The 26,279-nt window shown below is 71.0% G+C and carries 24 protein-coding genes; 10 read left to right on the top strand and 14 right to left on the bottom strand.

The window, feature by feature from the left end:
- Positions 1-89: 89 nt before the first annotated feature.
- Positions 90-3,851: a multifunctional oxoglutarate decarboxylase/oxoglutarate dehydrogenase thiamine pyrophosphate-binding subunit/dihydrolipoyllysine-residue succinyltransferase subunit gene (locus ACIGCK_RS09235; RefSeq protein WP_396665772.1), complete on the top strand. Its 3,762-nt coding sequence runs from the start codon at positions 90-92 to the stop codon at positions 3,849-3,851.
- A 60-nt stretch (positions 3,852-3,911) separates the two neighbouring features.
- Here ACIGCK_RS09235 and ACIGCK_RS09230 read toward each other — a convergent pair whose 3' ends face one another.
- Genes ACIGCK_RS09230 through ACIGCK_RS09220 form a run of 3 tightly spaced genes read right to left on the bottom strand, consistent with a single transcriptional unit; the run spans position 3,912 to position 6,183 of the window.
- Positions 3,912-5,216: a GNAT family N-acetyltransferase gene (locus ACIGCK_RS09230; protein WP_396665542.1), complete on the bottom strand. Its 1,305-nt coding sequence runs from the start codon at positions 5,214-5,216 to the stop codon at positions 3,912-3,914.
- Between the two features lie 56 nt (positions 5,217-5,272).
- Complete coding sequence (locus tag ACIGCK_RS09225) at positions 5,273-5,518, bottom strand: anti-sigma factor family protein (RefSeq protein ID WP_396665540.1); 246 nt, start codon at positions 5,516-5,518, stop codon at positions 5,273-5,275.
- Positions 5,515-6,183, bottom strand: coding sequence for a sigma-70 family RNA polymerase sigma factor (locus tag ACIGCK_RS09220; protein WP_396665538.1), 669 nt, complete (start codon positions 6,181-6,183; stop codon positions 5,515-5,517). The genes ACIGCK_RS09225 and ACIGCK_RS09220 overlap by 4 nt, the downstream gene beginning before the upstream one ends.
- Before the next feature lie 35 nt (positions 6,184-6,218).
- On the opposite strand from ACIGCK_RS09220, the gene aroA reads away from it, so the two are divergent.
- From aroA to bcp, 3 genes are read left to right on the top strand one after another with little or no spacing between them, the layout of a single operon-like run.
- Complete coding sequence (gene aroA, locus ACIGCK_RS09215; protein ID WP_396665536.1) at positions 6,219-7,571, top strand: 3-phosphoshikimate 1-carboxyvinyltransferase; 1,353 nt, start codon at positions 6,219-6,221, stop codon at positions 7,569-7,571.
- A gap of 22 nt (positions 7,572-7,593) precedes the next feature.
- Positions 7,594-8,649, top strand: a complete 1,056-nt coding sequence (gene rsgA, locus ACIGCK_RS09210; RefSeq protein WP_396665534.1) for a ribosome small subunit-dependent GTPase A — start codon at positions 7,594-7,596, stop codon at positions 8,647-8,649.
- Positions 8,650-8,678: 29 nt separating this feature from the next.
- Positions 8,679-9,155 carry a thioredoxin-dependent thiol peroxidase gene (gene bcp, locus ACIGCK_RS09205; protein WP_396665532.1) on the top strand — a complete coding sequence of 159 codons (477 nt, stop codon included), beginning with the start codon at positions 8,679-8,681 and terminating at the stop codon, positions 9,153-9,155.
- Between the two features lie 28 nt (positions 9,156-9,183).
- Here the strand turns inward: bcp and ACIGCK_RS09200 are convergent, their stop codons facing one another.
- Positions 9,184-9,582, bottom strand: coding sequence for a histidine kinase (locus tag ACIGCK_RS09200; protein WP_396665531.1), 399 nt, complete (start codon positions 9,580-9,582; stop codon positions 9,184-9,186).
- Between the two features lie 256 nt (positions 9,583-9,838).
- On the opposite strand from ACIGCK_RS09200, the gene ACIGCK_RS09195 reads away from it, so the two are divergent.
- Positions 9,839-10,087, top strand: a complete 249-nt coding sequence (locus tag ACIGCK_RS09195) for a WhiB family transcriptional regulator (RefSeq protein ID WP_036295594.1) — start codon at positions 9,839-9,841, stop codon at positions 10,085-10,087.
- Positions 10,088-10,108: 21 nt separating this feature from the next.
- Here the strand turns inward: ACIGCK_RS09195 and ACIGCK_RS09190 are convergent, their stop codons facing one another.
- The 3 genes from ACIGCK_RS09190 to ACIGCK_RS09180 all read right to left on the bottom strand — a co-directional run bounded on the left by ACIGCK_RS09190 (position 10,109) and on the right by ACIGCK_RS09180 (position 13,630).
- Positions 10,109-11,629: a sensor histidine kinase gene (locus ACIGCK_RS09190; RefSeq protein WP_396665529.1), complete on the bottom strand. Its 1,521-nt coding sequence runs from the start codon at positions 11,627-11,629 to the stop codon at positions 10,109-10,111.
- 61 nt (positions 11,630-11,690) lie between these two features.
- Positions 11,691-13,007 (bottom strand): CpaE family protein, encoded by a 1,317-nt coding sequence (locus tag ACIGCK_RS09185; RefSeq protein ID WP_396665528.1) that lies wholly within the window; start codon positions 13,005-13,007, stop codon positions 11,691-11,693.
- Positions 13,004-13,630: an SAF domain-containing protein gene (locus tag ACIGCK_RS09180; protein ID WP_330169907.1), complete on the bottom strand. Its 627-nt coding sequence runs from the start codon at positions 13,628-13,630 to the stop codon at positions 13,004-13,006. Before ACIGCK_RS09180 ends, ACIGCK_RS09185 begins: the two co-directional genes overlap by 4 nt.
- 137 nt (positions 13,631-13,767) lie before the next feature.
- Here ACIGCK_RS09180 and ACIGCK_RS09175 point away from each other — a divergent pair, with 137 nt between their 5' ends.
- A complete protein-coding gene (locus ACIGCK_RS09175; protein WP_330169908.1) occupies positions 13,768-14,049 on the top strand; it encodes a helix-turn-helix domain-containing protein in 282 nt (93 codons plus the stop codon).
- An 11-nt stretch (positions 14,050-14,060) separates the two neighbouring features.
- Here ACIGCK_RS09175 and ACIGCK_RS09170 read toward each other — a convergent pair whose 3' ends face one another.
- The gene (locus ACIGCK_RS09170; RefSeq protein WP_396665525.1) at positions 14,061-14,660 is read right to left on the bottom strand and encodes a hypothetical protein; all 600 of its coding nucleotides are present in this window, start codon (positions 14,658-14,660) and stop codon (positions 14,061-14,063) included.
- A gap of 125 nt (positions 14,661-14,785) precedes the next feature.
- Here ACIGCK_RS09170 and ACIGCK_RS09165 point away from each other — a divergent pair, with 125 nt between their 5' ends.
- Positions 14,786-15,217, top strand: a complete 432-nt coding sequence (locus ACIGCK_RS09165; RefSeq protein WP_330169910.1) for an Rv3235 family protein — start codon at positions 14,786-14,788, stop codon at positions 15,215-15,217.
- A gap of 22 nt (positions 15,218-15,239) precedes the next feature.
- Here the strand turns inward: ACIGCK_RS09165 and ACIGCK_RS09160 are convergent, their stop codons facing one another.
- Both ACIGCK_RS09160 and secA read right to left on the bottom strand, forming a co-directional pair.
- Positions 15,240-16,466 (bottom strand): pyridoxal phosphate-dependent aminotransferase, encoded by a 1,227-nt coding sequence (locus tag ACIGCK_RS09160; protein WP_330169911.1) that lies wholly within the window; start codon positions 16,464-16,466, stop codon positions 15,240-15,242.
- A 66-nt stretch (positions 16,467-16,532) separates the two neighbouring features.
- The gene (gene secA / locus ACIGCK_RS09155) at positions 16,533-19,340 is read right to left on the bottom strand and encodes a preprotein translocase subunit SecA (protein ID WP_330169912.1); all 2,808 of its coding nucleotides are present in this window, start codon (positions 19,338-19,340) and stop codon (positions 16,533-16,535) included.
- 203 nt (positions 19,341-19,543) lie between these two features.
- Between secA and ACIGCK_RS09150 the strand changes: the two genes are divergently transcribed.
- On the top strand, positions 19,544-21,154 hold the full coding sequence (locus ACIGCK_RS09150; protein ID WP_396665522.1) for a stealth family protein: 1,611 nt from the start codon (positions 19,544-19,546) through the stop codon (positions 21,152-21,154).
- Here the strand turns inward: ACIGCK_RS09150 and ACIGCK_RS09145 are convergent.
- Positions 21,081-22,037 carry a phosphodiesterase gene (locus tag ACIGCK_RS09145; RefSeq protein ID WP_396665520.1) on the bottom strand — a complete coding sequence of 319 codons (957 nt, stop codon included), beginning with the start codon at positions 22,035-22,037 and terminating at the stop codon, positions 21,081-21,083. The genes ACIGCK_RS09150 and ACIGCK_RS09145 overlap by 74 nt on opposite strands.
- A 94-nt stretch (positions 22,038-22,131) precedes the next feature.
- Complete coding sequence (locus tag ACIGCK_RS09140) at positions 22,132-22,659, bottom strand: ribonuclease H (protein WP_396665519.1); 528 nt, start codon at positions 22,657-22,659, stop codon at positions 22,132-22,134.
- A 90-nt stretch (positions 22,660-22,749) separates the two neighbouring features.
- Between ACIGCK_RS09140 and ACIGCK_RS09135 the strand changes: the two genes are divergently transcribed.
- Positions 22,750-23,346, top strand: coding sequence for a PadR family transcriptional regulator (locus tag ACIGCK_RS09135; protein ID WP_330169915.1), 597 nt, complete (start codon positions 22,750-22,752; stop codon positions 23,344-23,346).
- 10 nt (positions 23,347-23,356) lie between these two features.
- The gene (locus tag ACIGCK_RS09130; RefSeq protein WP_330169916.1) at positions 23,357-24,685 is read left to right on the top strand and encodes a hypothetical protein; all 1,329 of its coding nucleotides are present in this window, start codon (positions 23,357-23,359) and stop codon (positions 24,683-24,685) included.
- Positions 24,686-24,794: 109 nt separating this feature from the next.
- Here ACIGCK_RS09130 and hpf read toward each other — a convergent pair whose 3' ends face one another.
- The gene (gene hpf, locus ACIGCK_RS09125) at positions 24,795-25,457 is read right to left on the bottom strand and encodes a ribosome hibernation-promoting factor, HPF/YfiA family (protein ID WP_396665518.1); all 663 of its coding nucleotides are present in this window, start codon (positions 25,455-25,457) and stop codon (positions 24,795-24,797) included.
- Between the two features lie 94 nt (positions 25,458-25,551).
- A complete protein-coding gene (locus tag ACIGCK_RS09120; protein ID WP_396665516.1) occupies positions 25,552-26,241 on the bottom strand; it encodes a ComF family protein in 690 nt (229 codons plus the stop codon).
- Between the last annotated feature and the right edge of the window lie 38 nt (positions 26,242-26,279).

Below are 26,279 nucleotides of genomic sequence, written 5' to 3'. Positions count from 1 at the left end.
CAAACTGGGTTAGGCTTGACAGTCGTGCACGGGCGCCACCGGATGCCCGCGCGAACCAATCTGCACCGATGAAAGTGGGCGATCGAGCCGTGTCGAGCCAGGTGACGGGCGTCGGGACTTCGAGCGAGGGTGAATTCGGGGCCAACGAATGGCTCGTCGACGAACTCTACGAGCAGTTCAAAGCAGACAAGAACTCCGTCGACAAGGCATGGTGGCCGGTCCTCGAGGCCTATCACCCCGTCGACGAGCACGCGGACCCGGCGCCTTCGACGCCCGCGCGTTCCGAGCAGGTCTCGGAGGCTGCGCCGCCCAAGGCGGATGCCCCGGCCGCCGCACGAGGCGAAGGCTTCGGCGAGCCGCGCCCCGTCACCGCCCCCGTGCCCGTGATCGGCGCGCAGCCGGTCGCGCGCACGACGGCGCGGCCCGCGTCGCCGCAGCCGATCCCCGCGCAGGCGCCCGTCTCCACAGCGGGCGGCTCGGACGAGGCGCTCGAAGACGACAAGGTCACGCCCCTGCGGGGAATGCCGAAGACCCTCGCCGCGAACATGGACGAGTCGCTGACCGTCCCCACCGCGACCAGCGTGCGCACCATCCCCGCGAAGCTGATGATCGACAACCGCATCGTCATCAACAACCACATGTCGCGCACGCGGGGCGGCAAGATCAGCTTCACCCACCTCATCGGCTGGGCCATCATCCAGACGCTCAAGGCGTTCCCCAGCCAGAACGTCTTCTACGCCGAGATCGACGGCAAGCCCTCCGTCGTCGCTCCCGCGCACATCAACCTCGGCATCGCGATCGACCTGCCCAAGCCGGACGGCACGCGTGCGCTAATGGTCCCGAGCATCAAGCGCGCCGACACGATGACGTTCGGCGAGTACCTCGCCTCCTACGAGGACCTCGTCGGCCGCGCCCGCGCCGGCAAGCTCTCCGCGGCCGACTTCCAGGGCACGACCATCTCGCTCACCAACCCCGGCGGCATCGGGACGGTGCACTCCGTTCCCCGCCTCATGAAGGGCCAGGGCTGCATCGTCGGCGCCGGTGCCCTGGAGTACCCCGCCGAGTTCCAGGGCGCGAGCGAGAAGACGCTCAGCGAGCTCGCGATCGGCAAGACGATCACGCTCACGAGCACCTACGACCACCGCGTCATCCAGGGTGCCGGGTCGGGCGAGTTCCTCAAGAAGATCCACGAGCTGCTCACGGGGCACCACGGGTTCTACAACGACATCTTCGCGGCCCTGCGCATCCCCTACGCCCCGATCCACTGGGCGAGCGACATCAACGTCGACGTCGCCGAACGGATCGACAAGACGGCTCGCGTGCAGGAGCTCATCAACTCGTTCCGCGTCCGCGGGCACCTCATGGCCGACATCGACCCGCTCGAGTACGTCCAGCGCACCCACCCCGATCTCGAGATCGAGAACCACGGGCTGACGTTCTGGGACCTCGACCGCGAGTTCGTCACGGGCGGCTTCGGCGGCAAGCGCGTCATGAAGCTCCGCGACATCCTCGGCGTCCTGCGGGACTCGTACTGCCGCACCATCGGCCTCGAGTACATGCACATCCAGGACCCGGGTCAGCGCCGCTGGTTCCAGGAGAAGGTCGAGGTGAAGTACACCAAGCCCGGCCACGACGAGCAGCTGCGCATCCTGTCCAAGCTCAACGAGGCCGAGGCGTTCGAGACCTTCCTGCAGACGAAGTACGTCGGGCAGAAGCGGTTCAGCCTCGAGGGCGGCGAAGCGCTCATCCCGCTGCTCGACGAGATCCTCCAGGGCGCCGCCGAGGCCCGGCTCGACGGCGCGGCCATCGGCATGGCGCACCGCGGTCGCCTCAACGTGCTGACGAACATCGCCGGCAAGACGTACGGCCAGGTCTTCCGCGAGTTCGAGGGAAGCGTCGCCCTCGGCAACAAGCGCGGGTCCGGCGACGTGAAGTACCACCTCGGCACCGAGGGGACGTTCGTCGACGACCGCGGCACCGAGCTTCCCGTGTACCTCGCAGCGAACCCCTCCCACCTGGAGACCGTGGACGGCGTGCTCGAGGGCATCGTCCGCGCCAAGCAGGACCGCCGCCCGATCGGGTCGTTCTCGTGGCTGCCGATCCTCGTCCACGGCGACGCGGCCTTCGCCGGTCAGGGCGTCGTCGTCGAGACGCTGCAGATGTCGCAGCTGCGCGGCTACCGCACCGGCGGCACCATCCACGTCGTGGTGAACAACCAGGTGGGCTTCACGACCCTCCCGCAGGACGGCCGCAGTTCGGTGTACGCCACGGATGTCGCGAAGACGATCCAGGCGCCGATCTTCCACGTCAACGGCGATGACCCCGAGGCCGTCGTCCGGGTCGCCCAGCTCGCCTTCGCCTACCGCGAGGAGTTCCACCGCGACGTCGTGATCGACGTGGTGTGCTACCGCCGACGCGGACACAACGAGGGCGACGACCCCTCGATGACGCAGCCGCTGATGACGAATCTCATCGAGGCCAAGCGCTCGGTGCGGCGCCTCTACACCGAGTCGCTGGTGGGTCGCGGCGACATCACCGAGGAGGAGTACGAAAGCGCCAAGCGCGATTTCCAGGACCGCCTCGAGGTCGCGTTCGCCGAGACCCACGCCGCCGAGACGGGCTCGCACGACATCGTCACCGACGGCACCGTGGACGGCGCCGAGGAGGAGCTGAACTGGGGCGAGCTCGAGACGACCGGCGTCTCCGGCGACGTCGTGCGCCTGATCGGCGACGCGTTCGTCAACAAGCCCGAGGGCTTCACGGTTCACCCGAAGATCCAGCAGCTGCTCGACAAGCGCCTCGACATGAGCCGCAAGGGCGGCATCGACTGGGCGTTCGGAGAGCTCCTGGCGTTCGGCTCCCTGCTGCTGGAGGGCACGAACGTCCGCCTGGCGGGACAGGACTCCCGTCGAGGCACGTTCGTGCAGCGCCACTCGGTGCTCCACGACCGCGCCAACGGGCAGGAGTGGATCCCCCTCGCCAACCTCAGCGATCGTCAGGGCCGCTTCTGGGTCTACGACTCCCTGCTGAGCGAGTACGCCGCGATGGCGTTCGAGTACGGCTATTCCGTGGAGCGTCCCGACTCGCTCGTGCTGTGGGAGGCGCAGTTCGGCGACTTCGCCAACGGCGCCCAGTCGGTCATCGACGAGTTCATCTCCTCCGCCGACCAGAAATGGGGCCAGCAGTCGAGCGTCACGCTGCTGCTCCCCCACGGCTACGAGGGTCAGGGCCCCGACCACTCCTCCGCCCGCATCGAGCGCTACCTGCAGATGTGCGCCCAGGACAACATGATCGTCGCCCGGCCGTCCACTCCCGCGTCGTACTTCCATCTGCTGCGTCGTCAGGCCTACGCGCGGCCCCGGCGCCCCCTGGTGGTCTTCACCCCGAAGGCGATGCTGCGGTTGCGCGGCGCGACCAGTCCGGTGGAGGACTTCACGCAGGGACGCTTCGAGCCCGTGCTGGACGACAACCGCCATCCCGACGCTTCGGCGGTGAAGAAGGTGCTCCTGCACGCGGGAAAGATCCACTGGGATCTGCGCGGCGAGCTCGACAAGAACCCCGACCCCGCCATCGCCCTGGTGCGCGTGGAGCAGTTCTATCCGGCACCGATCGACGAGCTGAAGGCCGTCATCGACCGCTACCCGGACGCACAGCTCTGCTGGGTGCAGGACGAGCCCGAGAACCAGGGCGCCTGGCCGTTCATCGCGCTCGAGATCGTCCGCCATCTGGGTGGCCGTACGATCCGGCCCATCACGCGCGCCGCGGCCGCCTCGCCCGCCACCGGCTCGCCGAAGGTGCACGCGCAGGAGCACGCCGAGCTGATGAAGAAGGCGCTCGCTCCGGCCGAGTGAGCCCGCATGCGAAGAGGGGGGATGCCGCGGCATCCCCCCTCTTCGCTTTCGTCCTCGTCGTCAGTACCAGATGCCCAGCGAGGGAGCGACGGGAGACGCGAAGGCGCGGTCGAGGGCGGCGACGGTCTCCGGGGAGCCGCCGACCATACCGGCCCACCGCAGCGTCGACAGCCGCACGCCACCGAGGTAGACGGCGCCCAGCGCCCGGACGCTCAGCGTCGCCTGCGGGCTCTCGTCGGTCGGGGTGAGCGTCGCCGATCCCGAGTCGTCGACCGAGAGCCGCCACACGCCGTCGGCGAAGCCGAGCGGGTCCTCCACCGCGATCACCACATCGACGGGCGCGGAGAACGAACGCGCCTGCAGCGCCGTCGGCACATCGAGGATGCGCACCCAACCGTGATCGCGCACCGTCGCCTCCAGGCCGCGCTCGTCGCGCACCAGCCAGGGCAGCGGCTCATCCACCGACCGAAGACGCGCCCGCACGCGATGGACGAGGTCGTGCTCGACGACGAAGCGCCAGAGCGCCGCGTAGGCCTCACGGGTCTCGGCGAGCAGCACCCGGACGTCCAGGGTGTTGCGAGCGAAGTCGGAGTCGTCCTCCGTGATGCGGTACACCAGGACGCCGCGGTGCTCGCCCTGCGCATCGCTGTAGGCCACGATGCGGATGCGTCCGGCGTGCTCGGTCCCCCGCGCCACGCCCGCGAACTGGCGCCAGCGGCCCTCCCAGCCGTCGACCTCTCCGGGGGTTGCGCGTCGCACCCGCTCGTGGACCTCTCCGAGCACCGCCACGGCGCTCTCGCGGTCGACGTGGTCCAATCGACCGGTCGTCTCCGGCCCGGCCCACCCGGCGCGCCGGGTGTCGATCTCCCAGTTCGCGACCCGGACGGCCGGCGCGAAACCGTATCGACCGTAGATCGTGGCCTCCGAGACGGTCAGACCGGCCACGGGGATGCCGGCGGCCGCCGCCGTGCGCAGCTCGCCCTCCAGCATCGCTCGGGCGATCCCCTTTCGGCGACGGGTGCCGGAGACAGTGACGCCGCTGATGGCCCAGAACGGGACGGTGCGTGCGCCAGGCACGCTCATCTCGCCGACCCAGGAGTTGATCGTCGCCACGGGCGTCGCGCCCGCGCTCGCCGGGGCGTCGAACACCCCCGTCCACCGTCGGTAGCCGAGCGCCTCGCGGAACTCGGCGATCTCCTCCTCGGTGTTCTCGCCGCCGAGGAAGCCGCGGCTCTCGGCCTCGGTGTACGCGCGGGCGGACGCGGGATCGGTGGAGTCCACGAGCCGGTACTCGAATCCGCGACGCTCGAGCGCGGCGAGCGATTCGGCGTCAAGGGGCAATGTGCGTGCGTCGGGCTGAGGCATCGTTCCAGGCTATCGGGCCGACACCGCCGCCCCCCGCGGCCCCCGAGACCGTGTGATCAGTGGTGCGTCGCCTGCGCGGTGCGCAGACGAGCGAGCACCTGGTCGCGGAGCTGCTCCGGCGCGGTCTCGCGGCACGCCCGCGCCACGACCTCCGTGAGCGTCTTCGCGACGAGCGCCTCGTCGCGGCACGCGGGGCATTTCGCCAGATGCTCGGCGATGTCCGTGTGCTCGGTCTTGCACACCTCGTCGCGCAGGTACTCCTCGAGGTCGCGACGTGCCTTCTCACATCCGCAGTCCGTCATTTTCCGCTCCTGGGGCCGGCGGGGGCGATGCCCCGTTCCTTCGCATAATCGGCGAGCAGGTCACGCAGCATGCGCCTGCCACGATGCAGGCGACTCATGACCGTGCCGATCGGGGTCTTCATGATGTCGGCGATCTCCTGGTAGGCGAACCCCTCGACGTCCGCGAGGTACACCGCGAGGCGGAAGTCCTCGGGGATCGCCTGCAGGGCGTCCTTCACGGCCGACGAGGGCATATGGTCGATCGCCTCCGCCTCCGCCGAGCGGCTGCTCGTCGCGGTGGTCGATTCGGCACCGCCGAGCTGCCAGTCCTCGAGATCGTCGATCGTGCCCTGGTAGGGCTCGCGCTGCTTCTTCCGATACGTGTTGATGTACGTGTTGGTGAGGATGCGGTAGAGCCACGCCTTCAGGTTCGTGCCCTGCTGGAAACTCGCCCACGATCCGAACGCCTTCACGAACGTCTCCTGGACGAGGTCCGCGGCGTCGGCCGGGTTACGCGTCATCCGCATGGCGGCCCCGTAGAGCTGGTCCATGAAGGGAAGCGCCTGCTCCTCGAATTGATCGCGGGCGGTGGCGCCCGTCGCGGCGTCCTCGCGGGGCTCGTCGTCCATGACCACCCAGTCTAGGCTGGCGACGTCCTCGCGGCCGCGCTCCAGTGTCTGGATCATGTCGTCCTCTCGTGTGCTCGATAAGGTGGAACCCGATGACACACGACGGATATTCCCCGCACCCCGACCCCGGTGCCGTGGTCGCGCGGGATGCCGTCGCCTGGCGTGCGCCGCAGGCGGATGGACCGTTGAGGGCCGAGTTGACGCTTCCCGGCTCGAAGTCGCTGACGGGGCGCGAGCTCGTCCTCGCCGCGCTCGCCGACGGGCCGAGCACCCTTGCCGCTCCCCTGCACTCCCAGGACTCCGCTCGGATGGTCGACGCGCTCCGCACCCTCGGCGTGACGATCGAGGAGAGCGAGCACACCGGTCCCTACGGACCGAACCTCGTCGTGACCCCGCCGGCGTCGTTCCGGGGCGGCGCGGAGGTCGACTGCGGGCAGGCGGGCACCGTGATGCGCTTCGTCGCCCCGCTCGCCGGGTTCGCGCGCGGCGACGTGCGGATGACCGCCCACGAGACCGCCCTCCACCGCCCGATGGGCGAGATGATCCACGCGCTGCGCGAGGTCGGAGTGGACGTGGACGACGGCGGCAACTGGTCCCTGCCGTTCACCGTGCGGGGGCACGGACATGTGCGGGGCGGCGAAGTGCATCTCGACGCCTCCCGCTCCAGCCAGTTCGTGTCGGGCCTGCTGCTGTCGGCGGCGCGCTTCGACGTCGGCCTTCACCTGATCCACACGGGTCGGCGCCTGCCGAGCATCCCGCACATCGACATGACGATCGAGTGCCTCGCCCACCGGGGCGTGCGCGTCGAGCGCCCGGCCCCGAACGAATGGGTAGTCGCCGCGGGCCCCCTGCGAGCGAAGGACGTCGCGATCGAGCCCGATCTCTCCAACGCCGCGCCGTTCCTGGCGGCGGCGATGATCGCCGGCGGCACCGTGTCGGTGAAGGGCTGGCCGGCCCACTCCACTCAGCCGGGTGCCATGCTCACCGAGATCCTCCACGACGCTGGTGCGCGCCTTCATCGGCGCGGCGGGGTGCTGACGCTCACGGGCTCCGGCGTCCGCGCGTTCGACGTGGACCTCTCCGCCGCCGGGGAGCTCGCGCCGACCATCGTCGGCCTGGCAGCGCTTGCCGACGGCGTCTCGACGATCACGGGAATCGGGCACATCCGACTGCACGAGACCGATCGCATCCGTGCCCTGGTGGACGGCATCAACGCCCTCGGCGGCGATGCGCAGGAGCTTCCGGACGGCATCCGGGTGACCCCGCGTCCCCTGCACGGCGGCGTGTGGCGCTCTCATCACGACCACCGCATGGCCACGACCGGCGCGCTCATCGGGCTCGCCGTGCCCGACGTCGTCATCGACGACATCGGGGTGACCGCGAAGACACTTCCCCAGTTCGCACAGCTGTGGCGGCAGATGCTCTCGGAGGGCGCGACCGCATGACCGGGACGGTGCGGGTTCGCGCATGACCGGCGCCGCCTGGTGGGACGACGACGCGGACGACGACGAGCCCGAATACGACGAGGCGGATGTCCGGGTCCGGCCGAATCCGAAGGGAAACCGGCCGCGGACCAAACGGCGCCCGAGCCACGACGACGCGGTCATCGGCCGAGTCCTGGGGGTCGATCGCGGGCGCTACGCCGTGCTCCTGCACGAGGACACCGTCGATGAGCGCGAGGTGGTCGCCACCCGGGCCCGCGAACTGCGCAAGCAGCCGATCGTCACGGGGGACGCCGCTCGTGTGGTCGGAGACACCACGGGCGACGAGGGCACCCTCGCCCGCATCATCGGGGTCGAGGAGCGCAGGACCCTGCTGCGGCGCTCGGCCGACGACACCGATCAGGTCGAACGGGTCATCGTCGCCAACGCCGATCAGATGCTGGTGGTGGTGGCCGCGGCCGACCCCGAACCGCGGGCGCGCCTCGTGGACAGATATCTCGTCGCCGCGCTCGATGCCGGCATCCGGCCGCTTCTCGTCGTCACGAAGGCCGACCTCGCCGACCCGACCGACTTCCTGTCCCACTTCGAGGGGCTCGACCTCGAAGTCATCACGAGCGCCCGCGGCGAGATGCCTCTCGAGCGCATCGGCGCCGAGCTCGTGGGTCACTCCACCGTCTTCGTCGGGCATTCGGGAGTGGGCAAGTCCACCCTCGTCAACGCCCTCGTGCCCTCGGCGCTTCGAGCCACGGGCCATGTCAACCAGGTGACGGGACGCGGGCGCCACACCTCCTCCTCGACGGTGTCCCTGCGCTACACCTCCCCCGCCGGCAACGGCTGGGTCATCGACACCCCGGGGGTGCGATCGTTCGGGCTCGGCCACATCGACCCGGCCAACATCCTGCGCGCCTTCACCGACCTGGCGGAACTCGCGGAGCAGTGCCCTCGCGGCTGCACCCACCTGCCCGACGCACCCGACTGCGCCCTCGTGGAGGCCCTGCACGCCGGCCGCCTCGGGCCGACGGCCGCCGCGCGGCTGGATTCGCTCCAGCGCCTGCTGACGACGTTCGGAACCTCCGTCTGAACCGGTCTCTCGCTCGCTAGGCTGACGGGGTGAACAGCGCCAGACTAGAAGCCGGTATGACCGCACCCGATTTCACCCTGAACGACCAGGACGAGCGCGAGGTCGCCCTGTCGAGTCTTCGCGGACGCCGCGTCATCCTCTACTTCTATCCCGCCGCGATGACGCCCGGATGCACGACGCAGGCCTGCGACTTCCGCGACAGCCTCTCGTCCCTCCAGGGCGCGGGCTACACCGTGCTCGGCATCTCGCGGGACACCCCCGCGAAGCTGCGCGAGTTCCGCGACAACGACGCCCTCACGTTCGATCTCCTGAGCGACCCCGACCACGCCGTCCACGACGCGTACGGCGCCTGGGGCGAGAAGACCAACTACGGCAAGACCGTCGAGGGGGTACTGCGCTCGACGTTCGTCGTCGACGAGGAGGGGACCCTCACGCACGTCCTCTACAACGTCAAGGCCACCGGCCACGTGGCGCGGCTGCGGGCGACGCTCGGCCTGGACGACTGAACGTCACGGGCGGCCGCATCGCCGGCCGTCACTCCTGCGCCTCGTCACCCGATCGCGGGCGGGCGGCGGCACGAGCCGCGGCGATCACGAGGGCGAGCGCGAGGATCGCGGGCGCCGCGAGAACCACCGCCGTGGCGAGGCTGCCGTAGGCCCCCGTCGCGGCCCCGAGTGCGACGGCGAGGATGAGGAGTTGCGCAACGATCGCGCCCGAGCGCGCCCACCCGTGCCGCCCGAGGATCGCGACCGCGAACGCGACGAGCGCCGCCGATCCGGCGGCGGTCATCAGGATCAGTGCCAAGGCGCTGGGGCCGTCCCCCGCGCCCCCGGTCACGAGCGCGGCGATCATCCACACGGCCGTCGCCGCGAGTGCGATGCCCTCGACGGCCACGACGACCGCTGCTGCGACGGTGACGGGGTCCTTGCGCATAGATCGGCTTCCCTCCCACTCACCGGGGAGCAGGTTGTAGGATTCCTCCAGCGCTGACCGGGAACACGCAGCATCCTGCACACAATGGTGACGTCGAACTCTTGATCCCACCGCCGCGCTTGTGGGACGATAGAGGAAGCCATGTGCTCCCACAGCGCCGTGGGGCGAGCAGTCGCTCGCACCTCACCAGGGTACCGGACCCGAACCGAACTCTGAGCACTCGCTCATTCCCCCCACTGCAACAAGGAGCATCTGCATGGATTGGCGCGACAAGGCCGCCTGCCTCACGGTCGACCCGGAACTGTTCTTCCCCGTCGGAAACACCGGACCTGCGGTCGACCAGATCGAGAAGGCGAAGGCCGTCTGCGCCCGATGCACCGTGACCGAGATCTGCCTGCAGTACGCTCTCGAGTCCGGTCAGGACTCGGGCGTGTGGGGCGGACTCTCCGAGGACGAGCGCCGCGCCCTCAAGCGCCGCGCCGCCCGCGCCCGCCGCGCGTCCTGACCTCTCCCGCGCCCCGTCGCCTCAGTGACCCAGAGGCACGGGGCGCGTGTCTGCCCGCGAGCGGTCGATCCACCGGAGTGGGATGTCGATCGTGACCTCGGTTCCGCTGCCGACCAGCGTGTGCCAGTCGATCGTCCCGCCCAGCTCGCCCTGGATGAGGGTGCGCACGATCTGCGTGCCCAGGCCGCGACCCACCTGACCCTCCGGAAGGCCCGAGCCGGTGTCCCGGACGCTCACCTTGAGGCGTGACGTGCTGCGCATCGCCTCGATCTCGACCTGACCCTCGCGCCCCGCGAGTCCGTGCTCCACGGCGTTCGTGACGAGCTCGGTCAGGGCGAGGGCCAGCGGCGTCGCATACTCGCTGGGCAGCTCGCCGAACGTGCCGATCGAGCGCGTCTGCGCCCTTGTCCCGGCACCCGCGGCAACCTCGGCCACGAGCTTGAGGACCCGAGCGAACACCTCGTCGAAGTCGACGGACTGGGCGAGCCCCTCGGAGAGGGTGTCGTGCACGACGGCGATCGCGGAGACGCGCCGCATGGCCTGCGTGAGAGCGTCGCGCGCCTCCTCGGAATGCGTCCGACGCGCCTGGATCCGCAGCAGCGAGGCCACCGTCTGCAGATTGTTCTTGACGCGGTGGTGGATCTCGCGGATCGTCGCGTCCTTGGTGATCAGCTCCTGCTCCTGGTGCCGGATCTCCGTCACATCGCGGCAGAGGATGATGGCGCCGATCCGCTCGCCGCGGGCCCGCAGCGGGATCGCCCGCAGCGACACGGCCACTCCCCGCGCCTCGATGTCGGAGCGCCACGGGGCGCGGCCGGACACCACGAGCGGGAGCGACTCGTCGATCGTCTGCTTCGTCGGCAGGACCTTCGCGGTCACCTCGCTGAGCGATTCGCCTTCGAGCTCGTCGTCGAATCCGAGACGCCCCCACGCCGAGAGCGCGTTCGGGCTCGCGAAGGTGGTGATGCCGTTGACGTCGAGGCGGATGAGTCCGTCGGACGCGCGCGGGGCGCCGCGCCGCGGTCCGGTCGGCGCCGAGAGATCGGGGAAGTCCCCCGAGGCGATCATCCCGAAGAGGTCGTCTGCGCAGTCGTTGAATGTGATCTGCTGACGGCTCGGCGCCCGCGCCTCCCCGAGGTTCGTGTGGCGGGTGAGCACCCCCACCACGGTCGGCTCGCTCCCCTCGCGGCGGTCGTCGCGCACGATCGGCACGGCGCGCACCCGCGTGGGGGTCTCCTCGAACCAGTCGGGCGACGCCGAGTCGACGATCGCGGCGGTGCGGAATGCCTCACGCACCTGGGTCCCCCACTGGGGCCGCACCCGGTCGCCGACGATGTCGCGGTAGAAGAGGGTGGCGGCGCCGGACGGTCGGGTGTGGGCGACGGCGACGAACGAGTCGTCGGGCGTAGGGACCCAGACGACGATGTCGGCGAAAGCGAGGTCGGCCAGCAGCTGGCCGTCGCCCGCGAGGCGGTGCAGCCATTCCACGTCGGCATCGCTGGAGAGCGCCTGGGCGTAGACGAGATCGGTGAGCGTCGACACTCCCCCAGCCTAGGCGCACCCGGAGACCGCATCCGCTGCCGCACGGGGCGGCGCCGCTCCCCTACGCCGTGCGCCGGCGGACGCGCCGTGGACCGCGTCCGCTCGCGAGCTCGTCGCGCACGCCCGCCGCGGGCTCGCCGCCGATCGAGGCCATCACGCCCTCGCCGACCAGCCGCCGGACGCCCGTGACGAGCGGGGAGCGCGGCGCGACCTCGGCGAGCGGGCGCGCCTGCAGCACCGCCGCGTCCGTCGCGCGCGGATCCTCGGGAAGGAACCAGACCCGGTCCACCCCCGCGAACCTCGCGAGCGCGCGCCGGACCTGTCCTCGCCCGTCGAAGCCGAGTCCGCCCGGGCGCAGGCGGTTCACGGCGATCAGCACGGGCACGGGTCCCACGACCTGACGCAGGTCCGCGTATGCGCGCAGGAAACGGGCCACGCCCACCGGTTCGGCGGCGCACACGGCCACGACGACATCGGCCGCGCGCAGCGCCGCCAGCGTCGCGGCGTTGCGGCGGGGTCCCTCGAGGTCCGAGGTGATCTCGTCGTCCTCCTCCAGCGAGGGCGCGACATCCACGACGGTGAACCGCGCCCAGCGCCGGCACTCCTCGAGCGCCGCCGCGACCCGCGAGGCCGACAGCTCCGGCCAGCGAGCGGGCCGATTGATGCCGCACAGCACATCGACCTGCGCGTCGCGGTGTTGCACGGGGATGCTGATGCGTAGAAGCTCTCCCGCATCCAGATCGCCCGCCTCTGCGTGGCGGCAGGCTGCGGCGAAACCAGGTCCCTCGTCGGGCAGCCCGAGCGCGAGCGCCTGCGAGGGCGCCCGCGTGTCGGCGTCGACGAGCGCCGTCACCCCGGCGCCGCGCGCGAGCTCGAACGAGAGCGCGGCAGCGAGCGTTGAGCGCCCCGGGGCACCCTCGGGCCCCCACACGGCGATCACGGAACCCCGAGGGTCTGAAACGTCGCGCCCCCGGGCGGTCACCGGAGCGAAGAGGGGGTCGGGCGCGAAGCGGCGCACCGCCTGGACGACCGCCTCGGCGTCGCCCGGATCCACCGGCTCGTCGAGCCCGAACGCCGCCGCGAGCCGATCGGCGTCGGCACCGGAGCCGACCGCGACGATCCGGGCTCCGCCCCGATCGCAGAGGGTCACCAGCTCCCGCGTGAGCACGGACCGATGAGCCCACACGATGACGGTGTCGGCGCCCTGAAGCAGCGCTGGGGCGGCCGCACCGCGCGGATCGCCGGGCCCGACGACGGCCCCTGCGGACAGCGCGAGCGGATCGAGCAGCGCGACGGCCTCGAGGCCCGCGCGGTGAAGGGCCTCGGCGAGCACGCCGTCGTGCGGTGCGCCGACGGCCACCGCGACGCGAGCGCTCATCCGGGCACGCCCGAGGGCACGACCGACAGCGCGGCGCCGGACGAGACCGCCGCGAGCACGGCCGCGACGTCGGCTCGCGGGATGACCAGTTCGGTGCTGGCGCCCGCAGACGCGAGCACGCCCTGGTCGGCGTCGACCCGCACGACCGTCGCGTCCGGCACGAGGATGGCGGGCGTGCCGAATCCGCCGTCCTCGAGCGGCGGTGCGGACCACAGCTCGACGACGCCGCCCGCACCGACGGATGCGGGCACCTTCGTCGATGTCGTGACGACGACCGAGGCGGTGGCGGATGCCGCGGCATCCGTCACCGCCTCGGTCGCGATCAGCTCGCCCCGCGGAATGGTCCTCGCCGCCACCGCGCCGGGCCCCAGCTCGCCACCCGCGAGGTAGCGGTCCGAAGCGACGCCGAGCGAGACGTCAACGACCCGCAGGTCCGCCTCTGCGATCCGCTCGCCGGCGACGATCGTCCGTGACGCGGCCAGCACCGGAGTGGTCGTCCGCGCCGCGGCGATCGTGGCCCACACCCCCGCCACCGACAGGACCACAAGACCCAGCCCGACGAAGAATCGGGCGTCCGACCAGAAGACGCGTGGCCGGGCGCGCACCGAGTGTTCGGCATCCATTGGCTCCCCCAGAAGCGGTCTCGGGAACCTCTCCCCGCGACCTCCCGTCCCATCGTGGACCATCGCGCGGGAGATCGTTCTGGATTATCCACAGCGAAGCGCGCCCGAGCGTCGTCGGCGGGGGCCATAATGTCAGCATGTCCGAAAGTCCCCCCTTCGGCGTGCGTTACCTCGCCCCCTCCCAGGTGGCCGAGCTCCTCAGCATCTCCGTCGACGAGGTGCTCGACCTCGTCCACGAAGGTCGGCTTCGCGGCGCCCGCCTCGGCTCACCCGCGAAGTGGCGCATCGAGGAGGAGAGCCTGCGGGGGTACATCGACGACCAGGTCGAAGAGGCCCGGCAGATGCATCTGTGGCAGCAGTCGCAGGCCGCGAGCTTCCCCGAGGTGTGGAACCCGGGCGGATCCACCCGCCCCGAGTAGCAGCCGCACCCTCACAGCATGCTCGGAGTGTGCATTCCGCTCCACCGCACGCACGCGACCGACGCGAACGGAAGCAGCCGTACGCCCCTCACCTCGCTGGGACGCCGAGGTATCCCGGCATCGTGCAGCGCGATGTCCAGATGATCGGCACCGACCCGATCGATCGTTCCGGTCACGAGCGTCCCCGCGGCGGTGTCGATGCTCACGCCCAGGCGCCGGCGCGACACGTCGCGCAGCACGAAGCCGAGCGTCAGGCGCTCGGCGACCGGTGAGGGGGCCGTCGATCCATCTCCCGCTCGCATCGCCTCCACCGGCATCGTCACGGATCGGACCGCCGGCGCCGGGATGAGCGCGAAGACACGGGATCCGTCGACGCGGAGGGCGATGAAGTCCGCTCCCACCGCGCAGATCTCCCCGCGCACGGTGGTGTCCTCTGCGACCTCGACCGCGACGGACGCCGCCGCGCCGCCGGCCATCGCCCGCAGCCGCTCGCGCAGCGTCAGGCGAGCGACCCGCAGTCGCTCGGACTCCGCGTCGAGCGCGACGCGCTCGGCCTCCGCGTCCGCGGCGAGCTGGTCCTCGAGGTCCTCGAACAGACGTTCCCAGCGCACATCGCGACTCTAAGGCAGAATCATCGGCCACTCCCGAGTTATCCACAGCAACGACTCGGCTCTCCCGCGGCGGGACGCCCTATGTTCTACTCGACTCCACCCGGTCCCTTGACAGATTGGCCAGCATGGTCGCGTCCGCTTCCGGCACAGCAGCCGAACCCCGCCACGCCCACATCGCCGACGACTACTTCTCGCGGCAGCGCACGCCCAGCTCGGCGCTGCCGGATCCGGAACCGCTCCTGCTCAATCTCGCCCGCGGCGTGCTGGAGGTGCTCGCCGGGGCGCGGGAAGCGGATCAGTTCGCCCGGTGGCTCGCCGAGGACGCATACCGGAAGCTCGTGATCCGCAGCAACCTCGCCGCCCGCGCCCGCAGCGCGCGGGGTGTGCGCGCTGCTCGGCCGCATCACACGATCCTCGCGCTGCGCCAGATGAGTCCCGCGGACGGCGTCGTCGAGGCGGTCGTCGTCATCGCGGGACCGCATCGGACGCGGGCCATCGCCATCCGCCTGGAAGGCATGGACGGCCGCTGGCGCGCCGCCTCGCTCGCGCTGCTCTGACGCGGCACCGCGCCCGCGCGCCTCAGGGGCGGTAGGACGCGAGGAAGTTGCCCAGCCGTTCGATGGCGTCGGCGAGCACGCGGGACTCCGGCAGCGTGACGATGCGCAGGTGATCGGTGGTCGGCCAGTTGAAGCCCGTCCCCTGCACGAGCAGCACACGCTCCGCGACGAGGAAGTCGTAGACGAACTTCGCGTCGTCGGGTATCTCGTACACGTCGGGATCCAGTCGCGGGAACGCGTAGAGCGCACCGCGCGGCTTGACGCAGGACACCCCGGGAATCGCCTCCAGGCCCTCCCAGGCGACGTCGCGCTGCTCGTGCAGCCGCCCCGTGGGCGCGATGAGGGAATCGATCGACTGCACACCGGACAGGGCCGCCTGCACGGCGTGCTGCGCGGGGACGTTCGGGCACAGCCGGGTCGACGCGAGCAGATTGATGCCCTCCAGGAAGCCCGCGGCGTGCCGCTTCGGGCCCGTGATGACGAGCCACCCGGAACGGTATCCGGCCACACGATAGGTCTTCGACAACCCGTTGAACGTCAGGCACAGCAGATCGGGCGCGACGCTCGCGAGCGGGATGTGCTGGGCGTCGTCGAACAGGATGCGGTCGTAGATCTCATCGGACAGAAGCAGCAGCGAGTGCTCGCGCGCGATCTGGACGATGCCCTCCAGCACCTCACGGGAGTAGACCGCGCCCGTCGGGTTGTTGGGGTTGATCACGACGATCGCTTTCGTGCGCGGGGTGATCTTCGCCCGGATGTCCTCGAGGTCGGGCTGCCACTCGTGCAACTCGTCGCACACGTAGTGGACGGGCGTACCGCCGGCGAGGCTCGTCATGGCGGTCCACAGCGGATAGTCCGGCGCGGGGATCAGCACCTCGTCGCCCTCGTCGAGAAGCGCCTGCATCGTCATCGTGATCAGCTCGGAGACGCCGTTGCCGAGGAAGACGTCGTCGGGGTCGACGCGCGGGAAACCCGCCTCCTCCTCGTACCGATAGACGACGGCGCGCCGCGCCGACAGGATGCCGCGGCTCTCGCTGTAGCCGTGCGCGGTGGGGATCGCGGCGATCATGTCGCGGACGATCTGGTACGGCGCCTCGAACCCGAAGGTCGCCGGGTTGCCGGTGTTGAGCTTGAGCACCGTGTGCCCCTCGGCCTCGAGCCGTGCGGCCTCGACGAGGGCGTTGCCGCGGATCTCGTAGAGGACGTTCTTCAGCTTCGAGGACTGATCGAGGGGACGGAGGCTGCTCATCGGCTCAGGATACCGGCGGCTGCATGAGTCCAGCCGCCGCCGGCTGGCCTGCGCCGTGTCGCCGCTCTACTTCTTCTTCGACGCCGCGCGGCGTTCGGCGCGGTTGCCCGGCGCGGCCCCCGCGCCATCCGTGGGCTGACCGAACGCGCCCCGCGCGGCGGCCGCGGGCGCCGGGGCGTCCTGGCCCTGAGCCCGCGCCGCCGCGGCGCGCTGCAGCTTGGCGGTGGCCGCCTGCTGCACCTGTCCGCGCTCGTTGCGCACCTCGATCTCACCGGCGTCGTTCGGCGCGGAGAACTCGAGCTTCTGATCGCCGGGGCCCTCGGACAGGCCCTTCGCCTCGACCTCGGCGTGCGCCTGCTCGCCCTCGCCGGCACGACGCACCTCGACCTCGAGGTTGAAGAGGTAGCCGACCGACTCCTCCTTGATCTGCCCCATCATCGACTGGAACATCTGGAAGCCCTCGCGCTGGTACTCGATGAGCGGGTCGCGCTGGGCCATCGCCCGCAGGCCGATGCCGTCCTTCAGGTAGTCCATCTCGTAGAGGTGGTCGCGCCAGCGGCGGTCCAGCACCTGGAGCACGACGCGTCGCTCCAGTTCGCGCATCGCCTCGGCGCCCAGGGTCTCCTCACGGGCGGCGTAGGCGATCTTCGCGTCGGAGACGAGCTCGCGGGTGAGCCCGTCCGTCGTGATGCGGCCCTTGGCACCCGCCTCGGCGACGACCTCTTCGATCGTGACGCCGACGGGGTACATCGTCTTCAGCTCGGTCCACAGCGCGTCGAAATCCCAGCCCTCGCTGTGACCCGACCCCGTGTGCTCCGCGATGACCGCCGTGACGGCGTCCTCGATGAAGTGCTGCACGCGATCGGCGATGTCATCCCCCGCGAGGATGTGGCGCCGGTCGGAGTAGATCGCCTCGCGCTGCCGGTTGAGCACATCGTCGTACTTCAGGACGTTCTTGCGCGTCTCGGCGTTGCGGGACTCGACCTGGGACTGGGCGCTCTTGATCGCGCGGCTCACCATCGAGGACTCGATCGCGACATCGTCGGGGAAATTCGCCCGCGCGAGGATCGCCTCGGCCGCGCCCGACTGGAACAGGCGCATGAGGTCGTCGGTGAGGGACAGGTAGAAGCGGCTCTCGCCGGGATCGCCCTGACGGCCGGATCGGCCGCGGAGCTGGTTGTCGATCCGTCGGGACTCGTGGCGCTCGGTGCCCAGGACGTATAGGCCTCCGACCGCGACGACCTTCTCGGCCTCCTCGGCGACCGTCGCCCGGGTGCCCTCGAACACCTCGTCCCAGGCGGCCTCGTACTCCTCCGGCGTCTCCACGGGGTCGAGTCCGCGCGCCTTCATCTCCTGCACCGCAAGGAACTCGGCGTTTCCGCCCAGCATGATGTCGGTGCCGCGTCCCGCCATGTTCGTCGCCACGGTGACGGCGCCGAGGCGACCGGCGCGGGCGACGATCTCGGCCTCACGGGCGTGGTTCTTGGCGTTGAGGACCTCGTGCTTGATGCCCTTCTTGGCGAGCATGCGGGAGAGGTACTCGCTCTTCTCCACGCTCACCGTCCCGACGAGGACCGGCTGTCCCTCCTCGTGGCGGCGCGCGATGTCCTCCACGACCTGCACGAACTTCGCCTGCTCGTTCTTGTAGACGAGGTCCGGCTGATCCTTGCGCACCATCGGCCGGTTGGTGGGGATCGGGACGACGCCGAGCTTGTAGGTCGACATGAACTCGGCGGCCTCGGTCTCCGCGGTTCCCGTCATGCCCGAGAGCTTGTCGTAGAGGCGGAAGTAGTTCTGCAGCGTAACGGTGGCGAGGGTCTGGTTCTCCGCCTTGACCGGAACCCCCTCCTTCGCCTCGATCGCCTGGTGGATGCCCTCGTTGTAGCGACGCCCGGCGAGGATGCGACCGGTGTGCTCGTCGACGATCATGACCTCGTCGTTGATGACGACGTAGTCGGCGTCGCGCTTGAACAGCGCCGTCGCCTTGATCGAGTTGTTGAGGAACGAGATCAGGGGCGTGTTGGCGGATTCGTACAGATTGTCGATGCCGAGGTAGTCCTCGATCTTCTCGATGCCGGGCTCCAGGACGCCGATCGTGCGCTTCTTCTCGTCGACCTCGTAGTCGACCCCGACCTCGAGCGTGCGGGCGATCTTCGCGAATTCGGTGAACCAGCGGTTGGCCTCGCCGGAGGAGGGACCCGAGATGATGAGCGGCGTGCGCGCCTCGTCGATGAGGATCGAGTCGACCTCGTCGACGATCGCGAAGAAGTGTCCGCGCTGGACGAGGTCCTCCTTGCGCCAGGCCATGTTGTCGCGCAGGTAGTCGAAGCCGAACTCGTTGTTCGTGCCGTAGGTGATGTCGGCGGCGTACTGCTCGCGGCGCTGCGCGGGGGTCTGCCCCGCGACGATGACGCCCGTGGTCATGCCGAGCGCACGAAAGACGCGCCCCATCAGCTCGGACTGATACGTCGCGAGGAAGTCGTTGACGGTGATGACGTGCACGCCCTCGCCGGCGATCGCATTCAGATACGCGGGAAGGGTCGCCACGAGGGTCTTGCCCTCACCGGTCTTCATCTCGGCGATGTTGCCGAGATGAAGGGCCGCACCGCCCATGATCTGCACGTCGTACGGGCGCATCCCGAGCGTGCGCTTGGCCGCCTCGCGCACCGCGGCGAAGGCCTCGGGCATCAGCTGATCGAGCGTCTCCCCCGCCGCGTACCGGGCGCGCAGCTCCGCGGTCTCCCCGCGCAGTTCCTCGTCGGTCAGCTGCGCATAGTCCTCCTCGAGGGCGGCCACGGCTTTGACGACCTGCTGGAGCCTCTTGAGCACACGGCCCTCACCGGCACGCAGCAGTTTCTCGAGGGGATTGGCCACGGGGAGATCTCCATCCGTTCGGGCGTCGGCACGGCGAGCCGCCGTGCGACTGGCACATCCCTCTCATGTTACCGACCCGTGACCTGGGATCGCCCTGGATGACGCGGGGGATCTCCGCGCGGTCCGCAACACGCGCGACACGGGGGAGGACGTACAATTCCCTGCGGTCTCGATGAAGGTCATCGGAGCGGGACGGGGCTTGAATGGCGCAGACAGGTCTGCCGACGACGGGCATCACGACGGTATCGGACCGGGGCGTGGCGGATGCCGCGCCGACGACGCTGGTGGGAGGCATCCCCCATCTGGTCGCCGAGACGACACCGGAGCAGGCCCAGACGGACGATCTGCTGCGCCTGGCCGAGATCCTCGATCTCGCCGGAGTGACCCACTGGCTCCTCCGCCGTGCGAACGGCCGGCCCGGCCTCGCGATCGATCGACGCGATCGTGCGCGGGCGTTCGAGGCGCTGACCGCCGCCGCCGAGCCCTGGGCCGCACGGCGCCGAGGGGGCGTCGAGCTCCCCCTCCAGGGAGATGCCCGCCGCGCGTTCGGGCACAGGGATGCCGCGACCCTCTACCGCCCGCGGGTGCACCCCAACGGCACCTTCACGCTCGGGCACACCACCGGCGTCCGCCTCGAGCTGTGGCGCACGCAGGGCGGGGTGATCACGGCACCGCACGCCAACGCACTCACCCGCCGCATCATCGCGGTCGACGACGTGACCGTGACGAGCGTGCGCCGGTACGGGCGCACCTGGCGCACCCTCGAGGGGATGTTCACCCCCGGTGCGGGTGAGTTCACGGAGGACGTGGACCTCGTCTTCTCCTGGGTCGACGGCTCCTCCAGCGAGTTCCAGCGCGAGCGCGCACGGCGCATGAGCCGCTACGTCGTCGGCGACGGCGACGACCACGCGGCGCGATACCGGCACGTCGACGAGATCCGCTACGCCCTGCGCAGCGTCCACATGTACGCGCCCTGGATCCGCCGCATCTTCATCGCGACCGACAGCCCCGCTCCCTGGTGGCTCGCGGAGCACCCGAAGGTGACGATCGTGCGCAGCGAGGAGTTCTTCAAGGACCCCGGCACGCTGCCCACGCACAACTCGCACGCCGTCGAGGCGCAGCTGCACCGCATCGAGGGCCTCGCGGAGCACTTCCTCTATGCCAACGACGACATGTTCTTCGGTCGGGCGGTGCGCCCCGAGCTGTTCTTCACGCCGGGCGGCGTGTCCCGCTTCGTCGAGTCCGGCGTGCGCATCGGCGTCGGCGGTCCGGCCCCTCACCGCAGCGGCCACGACAACGCGGCGCGGGTCAACCGCGCCCTTCTCGAGGAGCGGTTCGGGCGCACGATCACCCGCGACCTGGAGCACTGTGCCGCGCCGCTTCGGCGCAGCGTCATGTACGAGATGGAGGAGACGTTCGCGGACGACTTCTCCCGCACGGCCGCGGCCACGTTCCGCTCCGCCACGGACATCTCGGTGACGAACTCGCTGTACCACTACTACGCGCTCTGCACGGGCCGGGCGATCGCGACGACGGAGCCGCGCACCAGGTACATCCAGACGACCCTGCAGCCCGGGCTCATCCAGATGCAGAAGCTGCTCGCCCGGCGCGACGTCGACATGTTCTGCCTCAATGACGGGAGCACTCCCGAGGTCGACGAGGATGTCCGCGAGCGGGTGCTCCGCGAGACGCTGGAGGCATACTTCCCGGTGCGCGCGCCGTGGGAGCGTGCCGAGCCCGTCAGCGGACGAGGCGGAGAGGCATCGTCGGGGGCTGCGCCTCTCGCGGTTCCCGGTGCGCTGATTCCGGGATGACGACGCCCGCATCCGCCAGGCGCCGCTCGGTCTCGGTCGCGTCCACGTAGGCCAGCGCGGGGGATTCCGCCACGGGGACGACCGAGTGCACGATCGTCTCGTCGTAGACGTGGACGAGGTTGAAGGACTGCGCGGCATCCCACGGCCGCGTGCCGCCGGCCGGCACGCCGAGATCCTGCGTGTAGCACGTCGCGGAGGCGACGGAGACGGGGATGCCCGCGAAGCTCGCCGAGGTCGAATAGTGCAGGTGGCCGGCGAGGATCGTGCGCACATCACTCCCCCGGAGCACGTGCGCCAGCCGTGGCTGCGCGCGCAACTCGACCGTCACGGCGAGGTCGAGCACGCACGGCACCGGCGGGTGGTGCATTACGAGAACGGTGCCGTGGGGCGCGGGAACGACCAGTTCGAGCGCGAGCCACTCGAGCTGCTCGTCCCGCAGCTCCCCGTGGTGGTGCCCGGGCACGGTCGTGTCGAGCACGATGACCCGCAGACCGTCGATCTCGTGCACCGTGTCGACCGGGGCCGTCGCCGCGGCACCGTCGTCGGAGAGCCTCGCGCGGAACGTCGCGCGGTCGTCATGGTTGCCCATGGCCCAGATGACGGGCGCCTCCAGACGAGCGGCCACGGGCTCGACGATCGCGCGGAGATCGTCGTAGGCGGCCGCCTGGCCGTAGTCGGCGAGGTCGCCGGTGAAGATCAGCGCGTCGGGGCGGGCATCGGATGCCTCGAGCTGCGCGAGCGCCCGCGCGAGCCTGTCCCCGGCATCGATCGTGCCGTAGAGACGGTCGCCGTCGGCGCGGAGATGGGTGTCGCTGAGATGCACCAGGCGGTGGCTCGGGCGACCGTATTCCGCGATTCGGATGTTGCCGATCGGGTTCGACATGCCCGGAATGTTACCGGCATGTTTCCTACTGCTGGGTAACGACGCGTGAACATTCCCGTCATATTCAGCGACGGGGCGGCGAACTCCCCCGTGGTCAGCGGCCGTTCGCGGGCGCCGCGGAGACGTCGAGCCGCGGGTGCGGGCCCCTCGACGACCAGGCGCTCGCGACGCCCCGCGCCCCATGCTCGGACGCCCGGACGGCGCGTTCGTCCGCCCACGCGTTGAGCACGTGGCCGGAATGGCCGCGCACGTGTTCGAGGACGACGTCCGGCAGCCCGAGCGCTCGCCGGGAGTCGCGGGCGCGGATCAACTCCTCGAGAAGTTCCCGGTTCTTCGTCGGCGCGCCCGTCGACGTCTTCCACCCGCGCCGGCGGTGGGCGTCCATCCACGTCGAGTAGGTGCGGATGGCGTACGTCGAATCGGCCTGCACCACGAGGGCTCCGACGTCGGCGTGGTCGACGATCGCGCGGAGCAGCCCCAGCAGCTCGCCGACGTTGTTCGTGCCGAGCAGCACGGATCCCGCAGCCCAGTGACCGTCCTGCGCCACCCAGGCCCACCCGGCGGGACCCGGATTGCCCTTGCATGCCCCATCGGTCGCGACGATGTAAGGGGCGGCGGTCACTCCCCGAGGTTACGCGCTTGTGCGCATGCTCCTAGAATCGAAGTGCATACCCGGAATCGTTTTTCCGGCACCGACCCGGGAGGCCCGCGCATGTCCGTCAGGCAGAGCCTGCTCGCCATCCTCGACCAGGGCCCCTGCTACGGCTATCAGCTCCGCGCCGAGTTCGAGCGCCGCACGGGGTCGGGCCCGGCCCTGAACGTGGGTCAGGTGTACACGACGCTCGAGCGCCTCGAGCGCGACGGGCTCGTCGTCAAGGGCGGCGCCGATGAGCACGGGCACGTCCACTACGAGATCACCCCCGACGGGCGCGAGCAGGCGCGCGCCTGGCTGCGCAGTGCCGACTCCCCCGGGTCCGGCGCCCGCGACGACCTCGCCACTCAGGTCACGCTCGCCGCCACCCTGCCCGGCGCGGACGTGGACACGCTGATCCGCCGCCACCGTGCGCGGCTGATGCGCGACCTCGAGCGGATCGAGCGAGGACTCACCGATGCCGACGACGCCGCAGACATCCCCTCACGACTGTCTGCCTCCCGGCGCGATTCGCGTGCGCGGGCGGATCTGGCGTGGCTCGACAGCGTCGAGGCGCAGCTGACGAAGGGCCCGTATGCGGCCTTCCCCCTGTCCGGCGCATCCGACCGTCCCCGCCGCGGACGTCCCCCCAAGGCTCTGTCCGACGCGGCGAATTAGGATCGAGGGTATGGCCGGATTCTGGGGCAAGAGGAAGCGCGAGCAGCAGGCCGAGCAGGACGCCGCAGACGCGGATCTGGCCCGCCGGGCGGGTGCCGCCCTGGTCGCCGCCGACGAGCGGGTGCGATTGACCGCCGACGAGTTGGACTTCGCGCGCGCCGAGCTCGGTGAAGGCGCCACCGGCGACCTCCGCGCCGCGCTCGAGGCGGTGCGCACGCACCTGAGCGAGGCGTTCCACCTGCACCAGCTGAACCACGACGAGATCCCCGACACCCCCGACGAGGTGCGCATGCGCAGCGCACGGATCATCCAGCTGAGCGAGTGGGCCGAGGAGCTGTTGGAGGAGCGCCTGGGCGCACTGTCGGAGACGATCGAGAAGGTGCGGCGCGCTCCCGAGATCCTCGAGCGGGTGCGCCGCGACGCGCGCCGGCTGCGCGAGCGGGTCGAGCCCGCCCGGGACGCCGTCGTCCGGCTCTCGGCTCGCTACTCCGACGCCGCCCTGCGTCAGATCTCCGCGAACCCCGGCGAGGCCGACCAGCTCCTGGCCTTCGCCGAGCACAGCGCCGACGTGTCCACGAGGCGTCGCGAGGCGGGGCAGCGCGAACAGGCGCACGTCGCGCTCGAGGCCGCGACCGAGGCCGTGCGCCGGGCGGAGACGCTGCTGGATGCCGTCGACGGGTGGGAGATCGAGGCGCTGCGCGCCGAGTCCACCCTGGCCGAGGTGATCGACGACTCGCGGGGAGACATCGTCGCCGCGCGCACCGCGCCCCAGACGCCCGCCGTGCAGGCGGCGGTCGGCGCGCTCGAGCGCGCGCTCGGCGCGCTGCCCGCGAGCGGCGCGAAGACCGACCCTTTCGACGACCTCTCCCGGCTGCGGGAAGCGAACGCGGCGCTCGACGCCGCTGTCGACAAGGCACGCGAACGGGCGGCGCGGCCGCTGCCGGACATCGCCCACGTCCGTCACGCGATCGACGACTCCGACAGGCAGCTCTCGGTCGCGCGCAGCGTCATCGCGGGCCACCGCGGGTGGATCGGCGCCGACGCCCGCACGCGTCTGGCGGAGGCGGAACGGGTGCGCGCCGACATCGACCGGCTCCCGGACGAAGAGGACTCCCGCGAACCGGCGCTCGCGATGGCGCGCCGCGCCGGTGCGCTCGCGAGCGAGGCGCTCCACCTCGCGCAGCGCGACATCGACTCCTCCCGTCCGGACGGCATGAACGGTCCCGGGGGCTGGGGCGGGGGCCGAGGCGGACGCGGTGGCGGCATGGGGGACATGATGGGCGGCGTGCTCGGCGGACTCGTCATCGGCGGGCTCCTGGGCGACATCTTCGACGGCTGACACGCCCCCACCGGCGGCGAACGCGCGCCGGCGGCGGATCAGGCGCACATACGCAGGATGCCGGGGAGCCGACCCGGTCGGCGTCCCCGGCATCCTGCGTGCTCCGGTGTCAGGAAGCGAGCGCCTCCTGCGGGGGCGCGGCGGCCTCGAGGGAGATCACTCCGTAGTCCCAGCCCTTGCGGCGGTAGACGACGCTCGGATGATCCGTGCGCGCATCGATGAAGAGGAAGAAGTCGTGGCCGACGAGCTCCATGCGATCGACGGCCTCCTCGACGGTCATCCATTCTGCGCCGAACTTCTTCACCCGGATGACGACCGGGGTGTAGTCCTCCTCCGGCTCGCCGTCGCCCACGACGGGAACCTCGCCGGTGGCGACGGCGCGGATCATCTCGACCGAGGCGGGCTGCACGTCGATGCCCTCGAGCGACCCGCTCCCCTTCTCGAAGTGGGCGCCGCGCGGGTGGTTGCGCGCGTCGACGCGCTTGTCCTTCGCACGTCGCAGCTGCTCGCAGAGCTTGTCGATCGCGAGATCGAGGGCGACGAACTTGTCGCCGTCGGTGGCCTCGGCGCGGACCACGGGCCCCTTGCCGACGAGCGTGAGTTCGACCGTGTCATCGGGGATGCGCCCATTGCGGTACGCACGGTGCGTCACCTTGACGTCGAGGGACTGCGCACGGGGAGCGAGGTGCTCGATCCGTGCCGCCTTCTCCTCGACCACCGACCGGAAACGGTCGCTGACGCCCACACCCACGCCGACGATGTTGGTGTCCATCTTCAGACCTCCTTGCTCGGGGCGATCAGCCCAGACAAGGGCTGACCGCCGGTCGCCGTTGTGCCCACAACCGTAGCCGCACGCTCCACCCGTGTCACGCACGGAATGAGCGCGTGTCGCCCCGATCGGCGCGTCGCCGGGGCGTGGCGGCGATGGTCGCCGCCGCGACCACCTCGCCGCCGGCGGCCGCGACGGCCCGGGCCGCCTCGCGCAGCGTCGCCCCCGTCGTGATCACGTCGTCCACGACGATCACGCGCCGGCCCGCCACGCCCGCGGCGCGCATGCTCAGCGCCTGATTGACGGCGCGCTCGCGACGGTCGAGGCCGCGCTGGTCGGCGGTCTGACGGGTCAGGCGCAGCAGGCGACGGGGTCTCACGCCCGCCGCGCGCATCACCCGTTCCACGACGCGGTACCCGCGTGTGCGCAGGCTCCGTGCGCGCGCCGGGACGGGGACGGCGACCAGCGCGACGGACCCCTCCCTCTCGCGCGCACAGGCAGACAGGGCGGCGGCCAGCGCCGGTGCCATGATGCGCGCGAGGGCGGGACTGCCGTCCTTGAGGGCGCGGATCACCCGCGCCGCCTCACCGGAGTACTCCAGACCGCTCCAGACGGTCAGGCCGCCCTCGTGCGTCGAGCGGGGCGCCGCTGCAAGGCGCGGAGCGCACCCGCCGCACAGGGGGCCGCCGTCGCCCCCGCACCCGGCGCACGCCACGGGAGCGAGGAGGTCGGCGAGGTCGGCCGCCGCGCGTCGGAAGCTGCGCACCGCCTCGTCGAGAGCCCCCATGGGGACAGCGTCGCAGGCGTCGGCCGTCGGGGCCGTCG

Source organism: Microbacterium sp. NPDC078428 (assembly GCF_044542535.1).
Classification (GTDB): domain Bacteria; phylum Actinomycetota; class Actinomycetes; order Actinomycetales; family Microbacteriaceae; genus Microbacterium; species Microbacterium limosum.
The sequence above is the reverse complement of the archived record's forward strand: the minus strand, read 5'-3'. Positions and strand labels throughout refer to the sequence as shown.

Bases quoted from the DNA above. Each gene is read 5' to 3' on its own strand.
- aroA (WP_396665536.1), top strand. From the start codon at position 6,219: ATGACACACGACGGATATTCCCCGCACCCCGACCCCGGTGCCGTGGTC.
- ACIGCK_RS09220 (WP_396665538.1), bottom strand. From the start codon at position 6,183: ATGATCCAGACACTGGAGCGCGGCCGCGAGGACGTCGCCAGCCTAGAC.
- ACIGCK_RS09150 (WP_396665522.1), top strand. From the start codon at position 19,544: ATGGCGCAGACAGGTCTGCCGACGACGGGCATCACGACGGTATCGGAC.
- ACIGCK_RS09195 (WP_036295594.1), top strand. From the start codon at position 9,839: ATGGATTGGCGCGACAAGGCCGCCTGCCTCACGGTCGACCCGGAACTG.
- hpf (WP_396665518.1), bottom strand. From the start codon at position 25,457: ATGGACACCAACATCGTCGGCGTGGGTGTGGGCGTCAGCGACCGTTTC.
- ACIGCK_RS09180 (WP_330169907.1), bottom strand. From the start codon at position 13,630: ATGGATGCCGAACACTCGGTGCGCGCCCGGCCACGCGTCTTCTGGTCG.
- ACIGCK_RS09230 (WP_396665542.1), bottom strand. From the start codon at position 5,216: ATGCCTCAGCCCGACGCACGCACATTGCCCCTTGACGCCGAATCGCTC.
- ACIGCK_RS09135 (WP_330169915.1), top strand. From the start codon at position 22,750: ATGTCCGTCAGGCAGAGCCTGCTCGCCATCCTCGACCAGGGCCCCTGC.
- ACIGCK_RS09145 (WP_396665520.1), bottom strand. From the start codon at position 22,037: ATGTCGAACCCGATCGGCAACATCCGAATCGCGGAATACGGTCGCCCG.
- ACIGCK_RS09120 (WP_396665516.1), bottom strand. From the start codon at position 26,241: ATGGGGGCTCTCGACGAGGCGGTGCGCAGCTTCCGACGCGCGGCGGCC.
- rsgA (WP_396665534.1), top strand. From the start codon at position 7,594: ATGACCGGCGCCGCCTGGTGGGACGACGACGCGGACGACGACGAGCCC.
- ACIGCK_RS09130 (WP_330169916.1), top strand. From the start codon at position 23,357: ATGGCCGGATTCTGGGGCAAGAGGAAGCGCGAGCAGCAGGCCGAGCAG.
- ACIGCK_RS09185 (WP_396665528.1), bottom strand. From the start codon at position 13,007: ATGAGCGCTCGCGTCGCGGTGGCCGTCGGCGCACCGCACGACGGCGTG.
- ACIGCK_RS09160 (WP_330169911.1), bottom strand. From the start codon at position 16,466: ATGAGCAGCCTCCGTCCCCTCGATCAGTCCTCGAAGCTGAAGAACGTC.
- ACIGCK_RS09175 (WP_330169908.1), top strand. From the start codon at position 13,768: ATGTCCGAAAGTCCCCCCTTCGGCGTGCGTTACCTCGCCCCCTCCCAG.
- ACIGCK_RS09225 (WP_396665540.1), bottom strand. From the start codon at position 5,518: ATGACGGACTGCGGATGTGAGAAGGCACGTCGCGACCTCGAGGAGTAC.
- ACIGCK_RS09200 (WP_396665531.1), bottom strand. From the start codon at position 9,582: ATGCGCAAGGACCCCGTCACCGTCGCAGCAGCGGTCGTCGTGGCCGTC.
- ACIGCK_RS09165 (WP_330169910.1), top strand. From the start codon at position 14,786: ATGGTCGCGTCCGCTTCCGGCACAGCAGCCGAACCCCGCCACGCCCAC.